This window comes from Streptomyces sp. RKAG337, assembly GCF_023701715.1.
Taxonomy (GTDB): Bacteria; Actinomycetota; Actinomycetes; order Streptomycetales; family Streptomycetaceae; genus Actinacidiphila.
The window spans coordinates 7462334-7478721 of record NZ_JAJOZA010000001.1 but is presented as its reverse complement, the minus strand read 5'-3'; the positions used below and the strand labels follow the sequence as shown (position 1 = coordinate 7478721).

The 16388-nt window shown below is 70.1% G+C and carries 18 protein-coding genes and 1 pseudogene; 8 read left to right on the top strand and 11 right to left on the bottom strand.

All coding sequences use genetic code 11. The features are described from left to right. Positions 1-14: 14 nt before the first annotated feature. From LNW73_RS33150 to LNW73_RS33140, 3 genes are all read left to right on the top strand, one after another. Positions 15-1256 (top strand): PP2C family protein-serine/threonine phosphatase, encoded by a 1242-nt coding sequence (locus LNW73_RS33150; RefSeq protein ID WP_250992523.1) that lies wholly within the window; start codon positions 15-17, stop codon positions 1254-1256. Between the two features lie 213 nt (positions 1257-1469). Next, entirely contained in the window at positions 1470-3035 is a 1566-nt protein-coding gene (locus LNW73_RS33145) for an oleate hydratase (RefSeq protein WP_250992522.1), read from the top strand. 19 nt (positions 3036-3054) lie between these two features. Continuing rightward, positions 3055-3504: a hypothetical protein gene (locus LNW73_RS33140; protein WP_250992521.1), complete on the top strand. Its 450-nt coding sequence runs from the start codon at positions 3055-3057 to the stop codon at positions 3502-3504. Positions 3505-3604: 100 nt separating this feature from the next. Here LNW73_RS33140 and LNW73_RS33135 read toward each other — a convergent pair whose 3' ends face one another. Then, positions 3605-4195, bottom strand: a complete 591-nt coding sequence (locus tag LNW73_RS33135; protein ID WP_250973991.1) for a TIGR03086 family metal-binding protein — start codon at positions 4193-4195, stop codon at positions 3605-3607. 172 nt (positions 4196-4367) lie between these two features. Between LNW73_RS33135 and LNW73_RS33130 the strand changes: the two genes are divergently transcribed. Next, positions 4368-5147 (top strand): GNAT family N-acetyltransferase, encoded by a 780-nt coding sequence (locus LNW73_RS33130; RefSeq protein WP_250992520.1) that lies wholly within the window; start codon positions 4368-4370, stop codon positions 5145-5147. Between the two features lie 45 nt (positions 5148-5192). Here LNW73_RS33130 and LNW73_RS33125 read toward each other — a convergent pair whose 3' ends face one another. Both LNW73_RS33125 and LNW73_RS36770 read right to left on the bottom strand, forming a co-directional pair. After that, entirely contained in the window at positions 5193-5369 is a 177-nt protein-coding gene (locus tag LNW73_RS33125; protein WP_250992519.1) for a hypothetical protein, read from the bottom strand. A gap of 14 nt (positions 5370-5383) precedes the next feature. Next, positions 5384-5479: pseudogene (locus tag LNW73_RS36770) on the bottom strand (MBL fold metallo-hydrolase); the annotation flags it as partial. 90 nt (positions 5480-5569) lie between these two features. Here LNW73_RS36770 and LNW73_RS33120 point away from each other — a divergent pair. Both LNW73_RS33120 and LNW73_RS33115 read left to right on the top strand, forming a co-directional pair. After that, positions 5570-5794, top strand: a complete 225-nt coding sequence (locus LNW73_RS33120; protein WP_250973994.1) for a hypothetical protein — start codon at positions 5570-5572, stop codon at positions 5792-5794. A gap of 331 nt (positions 5795-6125) precedes the next feature. Then, the gene (locus LNW73_RS33115) at positions 6126-6557 is read left to right on the top strand and encodes a hypothetical protein (protein ID WP_250992518.1); all 432 of its coding nucleotides are present in this window, start codon (positions 6126-6128) and stop codon (positions 6555-6557) included. Positions 6558-6644: 87 nt separating this feature from the next. Here the strand turns inward: LNW73_RS33115 and LNW73_RS33110 are convergent, their stop codons facing one another. Then, positions 6645-7331 carry a formylglycine-generating enzyme family protein gene (locus LNW73_RS33110; protein ID WP_250992517.1) on the bottom strand — a complete coding sequence of 229 codons (687 nt, stop codon included), beginning with the start codon at positions 7329-7331 and terminating at the stop codon, positions 6645-6647. Positions 7332-7535: 204 nt separating this feature from the next. On the opposite strand from LNW73_RS33110, the gene LNW73_RS33105 reads away from it, so the two are divergent. Beyond that, positions 7536-8516 carry a trypsin-like serine peptidase gene (locus LNW73_RS33105; RefSeq protein ID WP_250992516.1) on the top strand — a complete coding sequence of 327 codons (981 nt, stop codon included), beginning with the start codon at positions 7536-7538 and terminating at the stop codon, positions 8514-8516. A 4-nt stretch (positions 8517-8520) separates the two neighbouring features. Here the strand turns inward: LNW73_RS33105 and LNW73_RS33100 are convergent, their stop codons facing one another. From LNW73_RS33100 to LNW73_RS33075, 6 genes are all read right to left on the bottom strand, one after another. Continuing rightward, positions 8521-9285: a hypothetical protein gene (locus tag LNW73_RS33100; protein ID WP_250992515.1), complete on the bottom strand. Its 765-nt coding sequence runs from the start codon at positions 9283-9285 to the stop codon at positions 8521-8523. Positions 9286-9365: 80 nt separating this feature from the next. After that, positions 9366-10361 (bottom strand): pyridoxal-phosphate dependent enzyme, encoded by a 996-nt coding sequence (locus LNW73_RS33095; RefSeq protein ID WP_250992514.1) that lies wholly within the window; start codon positions 10359-10361, stop codon positions 9366-9368. A gap of 129 nt (positions 10362-10490) precedes the next feature. Then, complete coding sequence (locus tag LNW73_RS33090; RefSeq protein WP_250993116.1) at positions 10491-11981, bottom strand: MFS transporter; 1491 nt, start codon at positions 11979-11981, stop codon at positions 10491-10493. An 86-nt stretch (positions 11982-12067) separates the two neighbouring features. Next, positions 12068-12667 carry a TetR/AcrR family transcriptional regulator gene (locus tag LNW73_RS33085; protein WP_250992513.1) on the bottom strand — a complete coding sequence of 200 codons (600 nt, stop codon included), beginning with the start codon at positions 12665-12667 and terminating at the stop codon, positions 12068-12070. Between the two features lie 265 nt (positions 12668-12932). Then, a complete protein-coding gene (locus tag LNW73_RS33080) occupies positions 12933-13505 on the bottom strand; it encodes a hypothetical protein (protein WP_250992512.1) in 573 nt (190 codons plus the stop codon). Between the two features lie 504 nt (positions 13506-14009). Further along, positions 14010-14225, bottom strand: a complete 216-nt coding sequence (locus tag LNW73_RS33075; protein ID WP_250992511.1) for a DUF6243 family protein — start codon at positions 14223-14225, stop codon at positions 14010-14012. Between the two features lie 235 nt (positions 14226-14460). Between LNW73_RS33075 and LNW73_RS33070 the strand changes: the two genes are divergently transcribed. Continuing rightward, a complete protein-coding gene (locus LNW73_RS33070) occupies positions 14461-15036 on the top strand; it encodes a GNAT family N-acetyltransferase (protein ID WP_250992510.1) in 576 nt (191 codons plus the stop codon). Between the two features lie 107 nt (positions 15037-15143). On the opposite strand, the gene LNW73_RS33065 is transcribed toward LNW73_RS33070, so the two are convergent. Beyond that, positions 15144-16223: an alpha/beta hydrolase gene (locus LNW73_RS33065; protein ID WP_250992509.1), complete on the bottom strand. Its 1080-nt coding sequence runs from the start codon at positions 16221-16223 to the stop codon at positions 15144-15146. Between the last annotated feature and the right edge of the window lie 165 nt (positions 16224-16388).

The following is a 16388-nucleotide window of genomic DNA, read 5'->3' as shown; positions in this document are numbered from 1 at the left end:
GAAAGAGGGCTGCGATGCCGGTCGGCAGATCCGACGGTCTGGGCAGGGCGCTGGAGGCGGCGGAGGCCGCGCCGCCGGTGGAGTCCGTCGACGTCATCGCCGCCGCACTGCGGGAGCAGCTCGGTGCCCGTTCGGTCTCGTTCCTGATCACCGACTTCACGGGCAGTGCGGTGGTGCGGCTCGGGTCCGTGGACAGCATCGACGTCGACCGTCCCGCCGACCCGATCGCCGTGCCGGGCACCGTGTACGAAGAGGTGATCAGGACTCAGCGCCCCGATGTGGAGCAGCTGGGCGACGGAACCTGGACCCGGGTGATCGCGCCGGTGACCAACCGGGGGGACGCCATCGGCCTCCTGGAGCTGTACCTCCCCGGCCACCCGGACTCCGCGGTCATACGGGAGATCAGTCAGAGCGCGCACGCCCTCGCCTACATCGTCATCGCGAACCGTCCGTTCACCGACCTGTACCAGTGGGGCCGGCGCACCACCCCGCTGAGCCTGGCCGCCGAGATCCAGCACCGGCTCCTTCCCGCGTCTCTGGCGTGCGAGGCAGCGCAGTTCTCGGTGGCCGGCGCCCTGGAACCGGCCGAGTTCGTCGGCGGGGACACCTTCGACTACGTCATGGACCGCGACTACGTGCAGCTGTCGGTCACCGACGCGATGGGCCACGACGTACAGGCGGCGCTGCTGGCCACCCTCCTGGTCGGCGCCCTGCGCCGGGCCCGCCGGCAGGGCGCTGACCTGGCCGAGCAGGCGCGACAGGCCGACCGGGCCGTGATCGACCACAGCGGCGGCCGCTATGTCACCGGACAACTGCTGCGCATCAGTCTGCTCGACGGGCGCAACGAGTTCATCAACGCCGGGCACCCCTGGCCGCTGCTCCTGCGCAACGGCAAGGTCGAACAGCTGCAGCCGGCCGTGAACATGCCCTTCGGGTTCCAGAACCCCCACACCTACACCGTGCAGTCCCTGGACATCCGGGCGGGCGACCGGCTGGTGATGCTCACCGACGGGGTGATGGAACGCAGTGCCACCGACATCGACCTCCCCGAGCTCATCGAACGTACCCAGGACCTCCACCCCCGCGAGGCCGCCCGCATCCTGATCGAACATGTCATCAGCGCCCACGACGGGCATCTGGAGGACGACGCGACGGTCATGTGCCTGGACTGGCGCGGCACCGGCGACACCCTGCGCGACGCCGATCACGGCGCCGACCTCGGCGAAGCCTCCCCGGTCGCCGACCCGTCCCGGTAACCCCACCGCAACTGGGCGAATGGCCGGGGCGGAAGGCCGCGCGTTACGGGGCCGGCGCTGCGGGCGCCCTATCGGCCGAACCGGGGACCCGGCCGTGCCCCCCGCGTCGCGGCGCGGCCGAACGGGTACGCCTCCCTACCGCATCGCTCCCTGGGGAAAGTCGTGGTCACAGGCCCGGGGACCCAAGTGACGGACGACAGGTGAGGGACGGACATGGCGAAGGCCTATCTGGTGGGCAGCGGGATCGCATCGCTGTCGGCGGCGGCGTTCTTGATCCGCGAAGGCGGCTTCTCGGGGGCCGACATCGTGATCCTGGAGGAGCAGGACCGTGAGGGCGGCAGCCTGGACGCTGCGGGCTCTCCCGAGACCGGCTACACGATGCGCGGCGGGCGCATGTTCGAGGTGCACTTCGACTGCACCTACAACCTGCTCTCCTCGATCCCGTCCCTCGACGATCCGTCGAAATCGGTCACCGAGGACACCTTCGCCTTCCACGAGGACTTCGCGTGGAACGACCATGCCCGGCTGGTGGATGCCGAGGGGCAGATCATCGACGCGCACTCGATGACGTTCTCGGAGCGTGACCGGCTGGAACTGGTCAAGTGCGTGGGCACCCCGGAGACGCTGCTGGACGGCAAGCGCATCTCGGACTGCTTCCACGAGGAGTTCTTCACCACCAACTTCTGGGCGATGTGGTGCACCACGTTCGCCTTCGAGCCCTGGCACAGCGCGATCGAGTTCCGCCGCTACCTCAACCGCTTCGTCCACCTCTTCAAGACCTTCGACACCATGTCCGGGATCTACCGCACCAAGTTCAACCAGTTCGACTCGATCGTGCGCCCGCTGCTGAAATGGCTCACCGACCAGGGGGTGACCGTGCAGTTGGACACCCGGGTCACCGACCTCGGACTGGCCCCGGGCGCCGCCCTCACCGTCGAGACCATCACCTGGGTCCGGGACGGGAGGACCGAGGTGGTCACCCTGGACGCCGGCGATCTGGCGATGGTCACCAACGGCTCGATGACGGCGAACTCGACCCTCGGCTCCACCGACGCGGCCCCGGTCCTGGACACCACCAGCACCAGTGGCTCCTGGCAGCTGTGGGAGACGCTCGCGGCCAAGCGCCCGGGGCTGGGCAACCCCTCGGCGTTCGACTCCAGCACCGCGGACTCCACCTGGGAGTCGTTCACCGTCACCACCAAGGATCCCGTCTTCTTCAAGCTGATGGAGGAGTTCAGCGGCAGCGAGGCCGGCAAGGGCGGTCTGATCACGTTCAAGGAATCCAACTGGCTGCTGACCATCGTCCTCAACCACCAGCCGCACTTCCACGAGCAGTCCGAGGACACCTTCGTGTGGTGGGGCTACGCCCTGTTCCCCGACAAGCAGGGTGACTTCGTCAAGAAGCCGATGTCGCAATGCACTGGCCGGGAGATCCTCGACGAGGTGCTGCGGCACCTGCGCTTCGAGCAGCGCCCGGAGATCCTGGACGGATCGATCGTGCTCCCCGCGATGATGCCGTACATCACCAGCCAGTTCCTGGTCCGCCAGGCGGGCGACCGCCCCCAGGTCGTCCCCGCGGGGTCGACCAACCTGGCCTTCATCGGCCAGTACGCCGAGGTGCCCGACGACGTCGTCTTCACCGTCGAGTACTCCGTACGCACCGCCTGGACCGCCGTCGCCGGCCTACTGGGCCTCGACAAGCAGCCGCCGCCCGTCTACAAGGGCGGGCACGACCCCAAGATCCTCGTCGAGGCGCTCGAGACCCTGCACCGGCACTGACGGAAAAGCCATCGGGAGCGTGACCGGTCGTGCAATCCGCACGGCCGGCACGCTGCCTCCGGCCGTACTCAGGGCGATCGCAGGGTGTCTGCCCTGGATCCTGCTGTTCACCGTCCGACGGCTCGATGAGCCGGCTCGACGGGATCGACAGGGCCGCGCACAACCCGCCGAGCGTGGGTTCCCGGCAGAGCTGGTGAACGGTATCCGCGTCGAGCGGCGGTTCTCTGCTCACCAGCCGGTTCAGGAGCGTGATGCTCAGGACCGCTTACGCACTGGCGTAGCGCCAGATGAGGGCTTCCCCCTGGCCCTCATACTCCAGCGCCGCCTCGCCGAGCTCGTTCAGGGCGCGCGGATGCTGCGGAAAGGGCGTCCCGCTGACGCAGTCCTCGAGGATGGCGGCCGTCTCGCACAGGTGTATGGCGTGGGACAGGGCATCACCCCGCTCACGCTCAAGGTGGGAAATCCATGAAGCCCCCCTGCTCCCGTGGTCCCGACGACACCTCGCTGCCCACGGTCCAGGCGGCGCGCGGCATCGTCGGAATCATCGACGACCACGGGTTCGGCCGGGATCACACCGCGGGAGCCCACTCGGGGTCGCGGCCGGTGAACGCGAGCAACTTCTGCGCGGCGGTCGCCCCCTCCGGGGCCGGAAGGGCGGGCCCGAACTTGTGGAAGTTGTCGCGGATGAAATCGACGATCAGATCGGCGATCACCTGCAGTCCCTCCGCCAGGTCGGCCGTGAGCGGCAGCTCCTGGCCCGTGGCCCTGGCGATGTCCCAGGCGTGAACAGCGGCATCCAGCGCGGCCGCCCCGGTTCCCTGCCACGCCGGGATCGGGCCGAAGGGTGTCGGTACGTTCTCGGCGTCCCGACCGACCGAGACCCAGGCGGCGGTCGCCGCGGCCAGCACCTCGTCGAGCTGCCCGACCGGGTCGGCGTCGAGCGCGTCCGCCGGCTCGAAGGGGTCGGCCGGCCGGCCCACTTCGGCGATCTGGATGACGAGCGCCTGCTGGTCGAGCCGCGCGTGGTTGAGGACCTGACGAACCGTCCATTCAGCGCAGGGAGTCGGGTTCCCCCAGGCGTCCTCCGGCACCCCGAGCACGGCCGTGCGCAGGTAACTGTGCGCCTCGGCAAGCAGCTTGAATCCGTCGACGGAAGTCACGTCATGCCCCTTTGGATCAGCATTGGGATCTAGGGATCGCACACTAGCCGTGCCGGGCCGACGTGTCAGGAGACCGCGTTCGACCGCCGGACGCGCGCCGACGGCCGGATCCGCCGGATCCGCCGGAGAATCGCGGTTGCCCCCGTTGTCCGTTCGGTGATGAACTGAGCTGATGGATCACGCAGCGGTACTCGCCCTGTTCGACCGGCAGATGCGACGGGACGCGCAGGCGGACGATCCCGCTGCGCGCATCGAACGGACCGGTGACGTGGTGCGACAGGTCGGCGCCGGGAACGACGACTGGAACGGCGTCGTCTGGTCCGATCTCGACGGGACCACGGCGGACGAGGCGATCGCGGCACAGGTCCGGCACTTCGGCGCGCTCGGGCGCGAGTTCGAATGGAAGCTGTACGGCCATGACCGGCCCGGCGACCTTGCCGGGCGGCTGCTGGCCGCGGGGTTCTCCCCCGAGGCCGAGGAGACCGTGATGGTCGCCCCGATCGACGACCTCTCCACCGTCGTCGAACCACCGGAGGGCGTGCGGTTGCGGCCGGTCACCGGTCCGTCCGGCGTGGATCTCGCGGCGGACGTCCATGAACAGGCCTTCGGCACGAGCGCCGACCGGCTTCGGCACCGCCTGCACTCCCAGCTGGCGGGACGGCCGGAGACCTTCAGCATGGTCCTCGCGATGGCCGGCGACCTGCCGGTGTCCGCCGCGCGGATGGAACTGCTCCCGGGCACCGACTTCGCCGGCCTCTGGGGCGGAGGCACCGTGGCCGCCTGGCGCGGCCGGGGCATCTACCGGGCGCTGGTCGCCCATCGAGCCGCCATCGCCGCCGAACTCGGCTATCGCTATCTGCAGGTCGATGCCTCCGACCAGAGCCGCCCGATCCTGCGGAACCTCGGGTTCAGCGCTCTGACCACCACGACGCCGTACGTGTACCGGCCCTAGCGGCCACCGCATCACGGGCCTGAACCGGACTACGGGAGGCCGACGCTACGGGAGGTCGACGGACTCCCCCAGCGGGATGCGCGCATAGTCCGTCCCGCCCTTCGTGGCCATCCACCAGTCGAAGCTCTCCAGACCGATGGCACTCAGATGGGCTTCGTGAATGGGGAACGCGCGCGCCGGCCCCACCGCCCGGGCGAATTCGACGGCCTCGGCGAGCTTCACCCGCGGGCCGGAAATGCCTCCCCCTCGGACAAGGTGCCCGGGTCGATCACGAGCACTCGGTCACCGATTTCGAGGCGCACACAGGCGTGGCCGTATTTCGTCAGACGCACCGATCAACTTACTGGCAGGTGTCGCACAAGATCCAGGGACTTCCGGACGCCCGAGGTGCGCATCGCCCGGCGAAGGCGCAGCCTGGATGCATGGACCCGGGCGCGCGGCTCGTGACGCCGTCGGTCATCGTGTGGGATGTCCACCATGCCGACAGGCCGTTCCGCCGTGTCTGGATCAACAAGGTGAATGTCGGCAAGGCGTACTCCGTCGCGGACGTCGTCGAGTTCGCCCGGCGCGCGGGTTTCGACGACCTGGACACCGCGGACGCGTCACAGGTGAGCTGGCGCGGGGGCGGCTCGGAGGAGTGGGGCTAGAGCCCGCTGTCCGGCCCTGACGCTGCGTCGGGGGCGGGCACAGGGAGTGGACCTCGGGGGCGGGCCTCGGGCGCGGGCCTCGGGGCATTCGGACCAATGTCCGATTTTCGTCCGTGTCCTTCCCCCACCTACCCCGACCGGGTGTTCCTCGGCAGACGGCCCACAGACCCGACCCGCGTGCACCGGCTCCGCGGAGGGTCCGAACGCGCCGTGCAGGGTTTTCGATGTTCCTCTTCAGAGGTGACCGGCGGATCCCGCCGGCTCGCTTCCCGCGTGCCGGCTTCCGCCAGGCATGCGGGGCCCGCTGCTCCCTGACCGGGAAGAAGCCCTCATGAAGATCTGCCGCACCTCCCTCGCGTCGTTCGCCGTCGGCACGTTCATCGCCGGAAGCGCCCTGCTGGCCGTGGCACCTGCCGGCGCAGCCACACTCACCGCCGGTACGGCATCGGCGAACCATGCCCCGGCGGTGCTCGCCGACCCGGCGGCCTGCGCCGCGTCCACCACCGCGGCCGCCGCGTCGAGCGCCAACGCCGCGGCCGCCGCGAAGGCCGCCGAAACGGATGCCGCCGCAGCGGCCGCCGCTGTCAAGGAGCTCGCCGCCGCGGTCGCGGCCGGGGCGCCTGCCACCGCTCTCACCACAGCGGCCGGCACGGCGACCGCCGCCGCGGCGGCCGCGGTGACGTCCACCACCGCCGGAGTCGCCGCCGCCGAAACCGCGGCCACCGCGACCGCAGCTGCCGTCACGGCCTGCGCCGCCGCCTGACGCTCTGCCGCATCAGGTAGGCGAACCGACTCGGTCGCAGTCGCGAACGCGCGGCTGCGACCGACACGGTGGGACCATCTCAACCGGTCACGCCGGAAGCGCGTGCGCGACGGAACGTGCGACGCGGAACCCGACGTCGTCGACCTGGAAGGTCGGGTGGCTGCGGCGGCGCGCGGAGGCGCGGCAGCTCCAGTGCTCGTCGAACCAGCCCCCGCCGCGGAGGACGCGGTACGTGCCGTAGACCTCGGCGTCGTAGACGTCCCAGCACCAGTCCCAGACATTGCCGAGCATGTCGTAGAGGCCCCACGGGTTGGGCTGTTTACCGCCCACGTCATGGACCCGTTCGTCCGAGTTGCCGCGGTACCAGGCGATCTCGTCGAACGGGCCGTAACGGGGTCCGTCCGTACCCGCGCGGCAGGCGTGCTCCCACTCGGCCTCGGTCGGCAGCCGGTACCCGTCGGCGGACGTGTCCCAGTCGATGCCCTCGCCGTCGGCGTGAAGGTGGTAGGAGGGTGTGAAACCGTCGCGCTGGGACAGGGCGTTGCAGAACCGGACCGCGTCCCACCAGGAGACGCTCTCGACGGGCAGCCGGTCGCCCTGAGCGGTGCTCGGGCTTCGGTCGGTGATCTCCGCGTACAGCGCCTGGGTGACCGGGCACGCCGCCAGCTCGTACGGCGCAACCTCCACCGACCAACTGCGCTGTGTCCGCCGGTCCGACAGCGTCACCCGCCCTGACGGGATGCCGACCAACTCTGTTCCTGTACTCGGGTCCATGGGGACGTGAGCTTACCGGGACCTCTCTCCCGCCGATCGGCCGGCACCGGCTCCGGCTACGGCACTGGCTGTGGCTGCGGGCCGACCTGATCACCACCCTCTGTTCAGGTCGAAGAGCGGGACGCCACCGCACGCCGTCTGGCGCACCGACCCATGGTCGCCCTTATGGTGAGCCGTCATATGCGTGTGACCAGAAGGGAACTGATGGTGCGTAGGACCCGGATCATCCGATACGCCGCCGTGTCCGTGGCAGCGCTGCTGCTCGGCGGCGGGCTCGCCCCGACGGCATCCGCCATGGGCCACCCGGCACGGTCGAACCCGGCCGCCGTCCAGCTCGACGCCTACTGGAGCCCGGCCCGGATGGCGGAGGCACTGCGCGGCGAACCGGGCAACGGCCCCGGGACCGGCTCGTCCATCCGTAGCGCCTCCCCCACCGTGGACGGGCCCCGGCCGGGTGAGTACATTCCGCCGAGCCGGAGCTTCGACGGCATTCCCCAGGCAGGCACCTTCTTCTGGACCGACGCCACCGGTACCGGGCGCACCTGCAGCGGATCCGTGGTGCGCGGTCCCGGCCGCGACCTGGTACTCAGCGCCGGGCACTGTCTGAAGGGCTACTCCGGCACCTCCCCCAAGCGCAACCTCGCCTTCGTGCCGCAGTACCACGACGGGCTCAAGCCGTTCGGTGTCTTCCCCGTCGCGAGCGACGGCGTCTACGTCTCGCAGCAGTACTACGACCTGGGCGAGCACGCGGGAGCCGCGTACGACTTCGGCTTCGCGGTCACCGAGCCCAATCAGGTCGGAACGCGCCTGCAGGACGCGGTCGGTGGGGTGCGACTGCTCACCGGGAGCGGGTACTACCACGCCCCGGTTCGGATGATCGGGTATCCGGCGGGTGCGACGAAGCCGCTGGAGTGCTGGAGTTGGACCACCAAGTGGGTGAGCGACGACCCGGCCGATCCGGGCACCTTCCCACGCATCGCGTGCGACGCGTTCGTGGGCGGGACCAGCGGCGGGCCGATGCTGGTGCCGTGGCCGGGCGGCTGGGCGGTGATCGGGGTCATCGGCGGCTACCACACCGGCGGCAACACCCCCAAGGTCTCCTACAGCGCCTACTTCGGCGCCGCCACCCAGGACCTCTACCGGGCGGCGATCACCGGCGCCCCGCCCGCCGGACCGGCCTCCTGAGGACTCAGCGCTTCAGCGCCGGGAGATGACGGCACAGGGCCTCCGGGAAGGCCGGGTTCATCCGCAGAACGCCCGCGCATCCCGCCGCGCCGGAGGTGCCCAAGGCGTGCCATCCGTCGGGCGTCGCGCGGAAGAACCACCGCGTGGTCAGCGCACTCTCCTTGCAGCCCGAGGACGCGTCGCCGCAGGCGGGCCCCATCCGGGTGGAGAGTTCGAGGATGAGCCAGTGGCCGTCGCAGCCGAGGTCGTCCCAGTAGGTGTGCTGCGGGGTGTCGGCGACGAGCATCGCCTGCTGGTACGAGGCGCTCGTGCAGCCGGTGGGTGCCGGATCGCAGCCGAGCTTGCCGCACTTGCGGAGGGCCGGGCGGGTCGCGCCGGACAGGGTGAAGACGTCGGAGCTGTTGACCATGACCGGGTACCCGACGACGGACACCGGCAGACGAACGGTCGTCAGCGCCCGCTCATCGTGCGTACATCCCGAGCTCCGGTCCATGCTGCGGGACTCGAAGGTCACCTTCACATAGATGACACCGTTCTCCACGGTGTCGACGGCGGCCTTGAGCCCGCGCGTGCAGTTCGTCCCGGCCGGCACCTGGACATCCAACTGGAGGGTGCGGTCGTCGGCAGCGATGCTCAGCCCGTTCACGGCGATGGGGGCCGCCAGCGTCCAGGGGATGGCGGATTCCGCGGCGGAAGGACTTCGTGTGCCGGTCGCGCCGGCACCGGCATCGGCGTGCAGCGTGCCGCAGCCGCTCAGCAACCAGCACATCACTATGAGGACCCCTGCGAGCGCGATGCCCGACGGCCCCCTCGACGACAAGCCCCACGGCCTGCTGCGCGACATCGTCCTCATCCGCTGATCGTTCCGATGGTCAGTGCGGCCGCTGCTCTGGCGAGCGTCTGCGGATGGCCGTAAAGGCCGGGCAGACCGCCCGAGTGCAGGAAGACCGTGCGGTGTCCGGGCACGATGTCGCCTTCCCGGACCGCCGCGATCAGGCCGGCCATCGCCCGTCCCGTGTAGATGGGATCGAGCACCATGCCTTCGGTTCTGGCAGCCAGCAGCAGGGCGTCCATGACCTGGTCGGTCAGTGTGCCGTAGCCCGCGCCGACCTGGTCGAGCCGTACCCGCAGGGTCCCCGGCTCACAGCGCTTCCCGCTCAGTCCCGAGACGAGCTCGGCAACGGTGTGGGAGGGATCCGCGACGGCGCCGCAGTGGATGCCGAGCACTCGCGCGGTACCCAGGGAATCGACGAGGCCGGCCATCGTGCCGCCGGAGCCCAGTGCGGTGACGACGGTCGCCAGGTCGGGGGCCTGCGCGAGGAGTTCCCGCCCGCACTCGACGTAGCCGCGCGCACCCACCACGCTGGAACCGCCGAAGGGGATCAGTGCCGGAACGGCGCCCTTCCCCCGCAGTTCCCCGGCCACCTGCCCGGCCGCGGCCTTGAGTGCCTCGGCGCCGACCTCACCGGCCCATACGACGGTGGCGCCGAACAGGGAGTCGAGTACGAGGTTGCCGGACCCCGGTGATCCGGGTGTGCCGACGAGCACGAGGACGGCGTCGAGCCCCAGCCGCGCGGCGGCGGCCGCGGTCAGCCGCGCGTGGTTGCTCTGCGGAGCGCCCGTGGTCACCAGCACCGTCGCGCCGGCGTCGCGTGCCGCGCCGCAGAGCCACTCCAACTTGCGCACCTTGTTCCCGCCGCCGCCCAGGCCGATGAGATCGTCCCGTTTGACCCACAGGTCGTCCGGGCCGAGGCCCAGTGCGGCGGCCAGCCGCGGCATCGGTTCGAGCGGGGTGGGCCAGGTCCCCAGCACGGCCCGCGAGGCGTTACCGCTGCCCGATGTCATCATGCCGTCCTTCGTTCGCGGTGCCGTCCTGCGTTCGTGCCGGACATCCTGCCACGGCGACGATCACGTCCGAAGTGCGGAAACAGCGCCGGCTTCCCTGCCGCGGGACGGTGACGTCCCGTCACCCCGCTACATGTGAACGGTCGGTGCCGCGTTCTCGTCCTGGGCGGGGACGCCCCGGCGGTAGAGGAGGACGCTGATGAGCAGCCCGGCGGCGAAGAAGCCGGCCGACCACCAGTAGGCGGTGGAGTAGCTCTCCAGCAGGGCCTGTCCGCGCACGGCCGGGTCGGCGGGGTTCCTGCCGGCGAGGTAGCCGGTGGCGGCACTGGCGGCGAGGGTGTTGAGCAGTGCGGTGCCGATGGAGCCGCCGATCTGCTGCATGGTGTTGACGGCGGCGGAGGCCACCCCCGCATCGTGCGGGGCGACGCCCGAGGTGGCAAGGCTCATCGCCGGGGCCATCACCAGGCCGATGCCGAGCCCGAGGACGACCAGCGGCGGCAGGATGTGGGCGGCGTAGGTGCTGTCCATGCTGAGTGCCGTCAGCCAGACCAGGCCGGCCGCGGCGATGCCCATGCCCAGCGGCACGATCGGCTTGGGGCCGAAGCGCGGAATGAGCCGGGTGCTGGCGAGGGCCGAGGCGAGGACCAGGGCGGCGACCATCGGCAGGAACGCCAGCCCGGTCCGGATCGGGCTGTAGCCCAGCGACTGCTGCAGGTAGTACGTCAGGAAGAGGAAGACACCGAACATTCCGGCGCCGCTGATCAGCACCGCGATGAAGGAGGCGCCGCGGTTGCGGTCCAGCAGCACGCGCAGCGGCAGCAGCGGGTGGGCGGCCCTGGTCTGCCACCAGGCGAAGACGCCCAGCAGCACGACACCGGCGGCCAGGAAGCCCCAGGTGGCAGGGGAGCCCCAGGCGTGGCTCTCGGCGTTGGAGAAGCCGTAGACCAGGCCGAAGAGGCCGGCGGAGACGAGGACGGCGCCGGGGATGTCGAGACTGACGCTCCGGTCGCGCGCGCTGTGCCGCAGGAACACCATGCCGCCGACGAAGGCGATGACGGCGAAGATCAGGTTCACGTACATGGTCCAGCGCCAGTCGAGGTGCTCGGTGAGCACACCGCCCAGCAGCAGTCCCACCGCGCCGCCGGCTCCGGCGATGGCGCCGAAGACGCCGAACGCGGTGGCGCGTTCCTTGGCGTCGGTGAACGTGGTGGTCAGCAGGGACAGCGCGGCAGGGGCGAGCAGGGCGCCGAACAGGCCCTGCAGTCCGCGGGCGCTCACCAGCACCTCGAAGCTGCCGGCCGCGCCACCGAGGGCGGACGCGCCGGCGAAGCCGACCAGACCGACCAGGAAGGTGATCTTGCGTCCGAACAGGTCGGCGATCCGGCCGCCGAGCAGCAACAGGCTGCCGAAGGCCAGCGCGTAGGCGGTGATCACCCATTGCCGGTTGCCGTCGGAGAAGCCCAGGTCCTTCTGCGCGGAGGGCAGCGCGATGTTCACGATGGTCGCGTCCAGGACGATCATCAGCTGGGCGAGACCGACGACGGCGAGGATCCACCAGCGACGTGCTCCGGGCTCCTGCGCCCTGGAGGGCGGGACCGGGGCTTTGGACAGGATGTCCATGGGCGTGTCGTCGAGTGTTCTGGGCATGGTTCAGCGCTCCAGGGCTGTGAGCCGGGGATGAGGGGGCGGACGTCGGCGGTCGCCGGTCAGGTGTGCAGCAGGACGGGCATCACGACGTCATCGATGAAGCCGACCAGGTAGTCGTAGTCGGCGACGGCGTTCTGGAAGAGCGGGCGGGTGTGGAGCGAGCTGAAGAGCAGCTGCGGCAGGAAGGCCAGCGCCGCGGGTCGCGCCGCGAGCTCGCCCCGGGCCACCGCGCGGTCCACGAAGGCGGTCAGGTTCGCGGTCTCCGGATCGATCACGCTCTCGCGCAGCGCCCGCACCAGTGCGGGATCGGAGAGAGCGGCATGCCCGAGGGCCGTGAACAGCGCGGTGTCCTGCTGGGCACGGGGCGCCACCTGCTCGACCAGCAGCATCAGGTCACCGCGGAGCGAGCCGGTGTCGATCTCGTTCACCCGCACCGGACGGGTGGCGTAGAGCGCGGCGGCGATCATCTCGGGCTTGGTCTGCCACTGCCGGTAGAGGGTGGCTTTGCTGCAGCGTGCCTTGGCCGCCACGGCATCCATGGTCAGGGCCTCGTAACCGTCCTCGCGCAGGACGTCGAGCGTCGCGACGAGCAGCTCCAGCTCACGGTCGGGCGTCATCCGTGGGCGGCGCACCGTGGTCTTGCGAGCGTCGGCCGGCATCGCGAGGCCTCCTTATAGTACGGAACCGTTTCGTTCCATAACGTTAAGGCCCGCCCCGGAGAAACGCAACCGTTTCATACGGCGCCCCGGGGACCGCTGGAGCGTCTTCCGATGACGGACGCCGGAGCGGGCGTGACGCGGGCCGTCGCAGGGAGCGGTTCCGCCGGCCGGCACCGCCCGGCCCTGGACGGCGAATCGCCGGTGGTTCGAGATGACCTGGCAGGGCCACCCCGAACCACCGGCGATTCAATGCGCTCGCGGGCCCTCAGGAATGCTGGAGGACGAAGTTGTATCCAGCCGCGTTGTGCTCACCGCCGGTGGGGCAGTGGCCCTTCGCCGGATAACCCCAGAAGAACATGCCGTAGCACTTGGAGCAGAAGCGCCAGTAGGCCTGGGCGGTGGGTGTTTCGGCCACATCGTGCTGCAGCACGAAGTTGTACCCCTGAGCAGCATGAGCGCCGCCGGCCGCGCAGTGGCCGTTGTCCGGGTATCCATAGAAGAACATGCCGAAGCACTTGGAACAGAAGCGCCAATTGGCCTGCGTTGTCGGCGTGGCGGGCACATCGTGCGGGAGGACGAAGTTGTACCCCTGAGCAGTGTGCGCGCCGCCGGCCGGACAGACGCCGTCGGTCGGATAGCCCCAGAAGTACATCCCGTAGCACTTGCTGCAGAAACGCCAGTCCGCCTGTCCTGCCAGGGCCGCACCGGCCTTGGCCGAGGATTTGGCGGCGGACTTGGCGGCGGACTTCGTGGCGGACTTCGTGGCCGTGGGCGCCTGCGATGGAGTGGCGGCATGCGCCTCGCCGGTCGCCGCGACCGCGAGGAGACCGGCCGTCACGCCCAGCGTCCTGGCCAGGAAGACCCGCCTGCCCGAGCGTTCGATTTCAGCCCGCTGAAGCGGATCTTCCGTTGGTTCGAGAATACTCATTGTTCGTCCTCCCCCGCGATTATCGACGGTGTTCGACCGTCGATGTGGAATGTTCGCCACGCCCCACCGGAACGCGACCACGCGATGGTCTCGTTCCGTGATTTCGGGTGTCAAGAGGGTCGTTCACGCCGGTAATTGGAGGAGTAATCGATTCCGCACAACTACTCCCAGGTGAGGCGGGAGAAAGTTGGCCGAATTTCGGCGAACTCTCGGCCGGAACGAGCAGCCACCTATTTCGTCCGAACAGCAAATGCATGAGGCCGGCACCGTCCCCGATGTGCGAGGCAGGCCGAGAGCGGAACGGGACCGGCCGCGCCCGTACGGCAGCAGAGCCCCGATACGGCCGCAGGGCCCGGACCGCGCGTCGCGGTCCGGGCCCTGCTCCGTGCGGTGCCGCCCTGCGGCGGCGGTGCGTCAGCTCTGTGCGGTGTCGTCGTCCGCCTGCCCGGTGCCCTCAGCCGCGCCGGCCTTCTCGCGCATCTTGCGCACCAGCTCCGCCTTCTGGTCGGCCGCACCCTGGCGGTCGAGGTTGCGGTGCGGGCCGTTGTTCTGCCGTTCGGCGCGCGACAGCCTCTTGCGCTGGCCACCGCCCATGCCCACGGGGTTGTTGATGTTCTTGCTCACGGTCACGGGTTCTCCCGGTAATGATGTGGAGTGATCTACGGATTCATCGGTGGGGGACGGGCGGCGACGTCGAACGACGTCAGCAGAGGCCCATCACGCTCTCACTCGTAAATCGGCGTCTGGAAGAACATGACAAAGACGTTACCCGGTTCCGCCGGCCCCGCGCACCAACCCTTTCGCCGCCCCGGCGCCGGCCGGGCCTTCGGCGAGCGCCCGGGGTAGGCCGTTTAGGCTGCCCGTCATGCATACGGCCATGACCGACGACGGGGCCGCCGAGCCCGTCCTCCTCGGCGTAGCGGAGCTGGCGTCCGATCCGGAGCGTGAGGCCCGGTTCGCCGAGTCGGCGCACCGGATCCTCGCCGACCTGGTCCGTGGTGGCGCCGCACTCGGCTGGGTCGAACCTCCCTCGCACGACGAAGTGGCCGAACTCCTCCAGCACGTGGTCGCCGCGGTGCACGCCGGGGACGGGGCACTGCGTGCGGCCTATCTCGGACATCGGCTCGTCGGGTTGGGGTACTGGCTGCGCTACGCGCGACCGACCCATCGGCCGCACGCCGACCTGGAGAAACTCGCGGTGGATGCCGCCGTCCATGGCCGTGGCGTTGGCCGGGCGCTGACCGCGGCCCTGATCTCCGACGCCCGGCGGGCGGGCATCGAGGTCCTCACCCTGGACGCCCGTGGCGACAACGACAACGCCCTGCACCTCTACCGGTCGCTGGGCTTCACGGAGTACGGCCGGCTGCCCGACTTCGTCGCCGTCGGCGACCGCCGCTACGACAAGGTCTTCTGCATGCTGGACCTCCGCCACCACGGCTGAGGCTCCTGCCCGCTCGGCCTGTCATACGCCGGGGCGGCACCGCCGGGGTGGCACCGCCGGGATCGGGTCGAGGGGGCCCGAGGCGCGGTACGGCTGCGGGGCAGCGGCTATTTCTTCGGTGCGGGGGCCTGTTGCGGGCCGGCGAGTTGCCGGCTGAGCCAGCCGATCGCTGCCGGGTACTCGCTGATCCAGGTTCCGTAGTTGTGCCCACCCGTCGCGAGCAGCACGGTCTTCACCCGCACCTTGCTGTCCTGAGCCGCCTGGACGAACTGCTCGATGGAGGCCGGCGGGCTGTCGCGGTCCTGCGCCGAGGTCGCGAGGAAGATCCCCACGTCCGCCCGGGAGCCCGCGACCAGGTGCGTCGGGCTGTTGCGCTCCCGCAGGGCCGGGTCGGGCAGCACGGACGGGTCGCCGGTCAGCGGGTCGGGATCGAGGGCGGCGCCGGCGCCGAACACACGGGGGAACTGCAGCGGGAGCTTCGCGGCGCAGTAACCGCCGGTGGAGAACCCCATCACCCCCCAGCCATGGGGTCCGGGCACCGTACGGAACTTCTCCCGCAGCAGCTCGGGGACGTCCGCCGCGAGCCAGGTGGCGACCTTGCGGTCCGGCACATCGCTGCAGTCCGTATCGACGCTGCCCGGGTTGATCACCGGCATGGCCAGGATGAACGGGTGCGACTGGTGGGCGTCCACCATCTTCTGGAAGGCGTCCGGCATACCGCCGTGCTCCAGCCACGACTGAGGTGATCCCGGCACGCCGTGCAGCAGCATCAGGACGGGGAAGCGGGTGGAGCGGAACGCGGGATCGTCGTACTGCGGAGGTGTCCAGACGATGACCTGCCCGGAGAGCTTGGAGTGCGTTCCGTGGAAGTAGGTGTCCAGAATCCCGTTGTCGCTGCGGTTGAACTGGGCGCGGGCCACGGGCGGGCCGGGCATCGCGATGGTGTTGGTGTTGTCGGGTGTGCCGAGCAGGTCGTCCCAGGAGGAGTAGAGGCCGTAGCTGTTGTTCATCCATACGGCCACCACCGAGATCGCGGTGAGCTGACACAGGAGGATCATGACCAGCCGGGTCAGTGCCCGCACCAGGCGCGGTCCGGGAATCTTCGCCCACAGGAGCATCGTGCCGATGACCATCAGCAGCGTCACGGTGATGAGCACGACCCAGAACGACGTTCCCGTCAGACTCACGTAAAGCCTCCCGCCCTGGTGCGATGGCGCGATGCCACGCTGCTCCAACCGCCGATCCGGTTCCCCGATCCGGGTTCCGGTGCTCGTTGTCAACGTCTCACACGCATGCGGCAGACGGCTGTGCGGCATGCCCGAACCTGGCCGGGCATACCGCACTTGGGGACG

Coding starts and splice junctions, on each gene's coding strand:
- LNW73_RS33145 (WP_250992522.1), top strand. CDS start 1,470: ATGGCGAAGGCCTATCTGGTGGGCAGCGGGATCGCATCGCTGTCGGCG.
- LNW73_RS33120 (WP_250973994.1), top strand. CDS start 5,570: ATGGACCCGGGCGCGCGGCTCGTGACGCCGTCGGTCATCGTGTGGGAT.
- LNW73_RS33095 (WP_250992514.1), bottom strand. CDS start 10,361: ATGACATCGGGCAGCGGTAACGCCTCGCGGGCCGTGCTGGGGACCTGG.
- LNW73_RS33110 (WP_250992517.1), bottom strand. CDS start 7,331: ATGGACCCGAGTACAGGAACAGAGTTGGTCGGCATCCCGTCAGGGCGG.
- LNW73_RS33100 (WP_250992515.1), bottom strand. CDS start 9,285: ATGTGCTGGTTGCTGAGCGGCTGCGGCACGCTGCACGCCGATGCCGGT.
- LNW73_RS33150 (WP_250992523.1), top strand. CDS start 15: ATGCCGGTCGGCAGATCCGACGGTCTGGGCAGGGCGCTGGAGGCGGCG.
- LNW73_RS33105 (WP_250992516.1), top strand. CDS start 7,536: ATGGTGCGTAGGACCCGGATCATCCGATACGCCGCCGTGTCCGTGGCA.
- LNW73_RS33070 (WP_250992510.1), top strand. CDS start 14,461: ATGCATACGGCCATGACCGACGACGGGGCCGCCGAGCCCGTCCTCCTC.
- LNW73_RS33090 (WP_250993116.1), bottom strand. CDS start 11,981: ATGGACATCCTGTCCAAAGCCCCGGTCCCGCCCTCCAGGGCGCAGGAG.
- LNW73_RS33130 (WP_250992520.1), top strand. CDS start 4,368: ATGGATCACGCAGCGGTACTCGCCCTGTTCGACCGGCAGATGCGACGG.
- LNW73_RS33115 (WP_250992518.1), top strand. CDS start 6,126: ATGAAGATCTGCCGCACCTCCCTCGCGTCGTTCGCCGTCGGCACGTTC.
- LNW73_RS33085 (WP_250992513.1), bottom strand. CDS start 12,667: ATGCCGGCCGACGCTCGCAAGACCACGGTGCGCCGCCCACGGATGACG.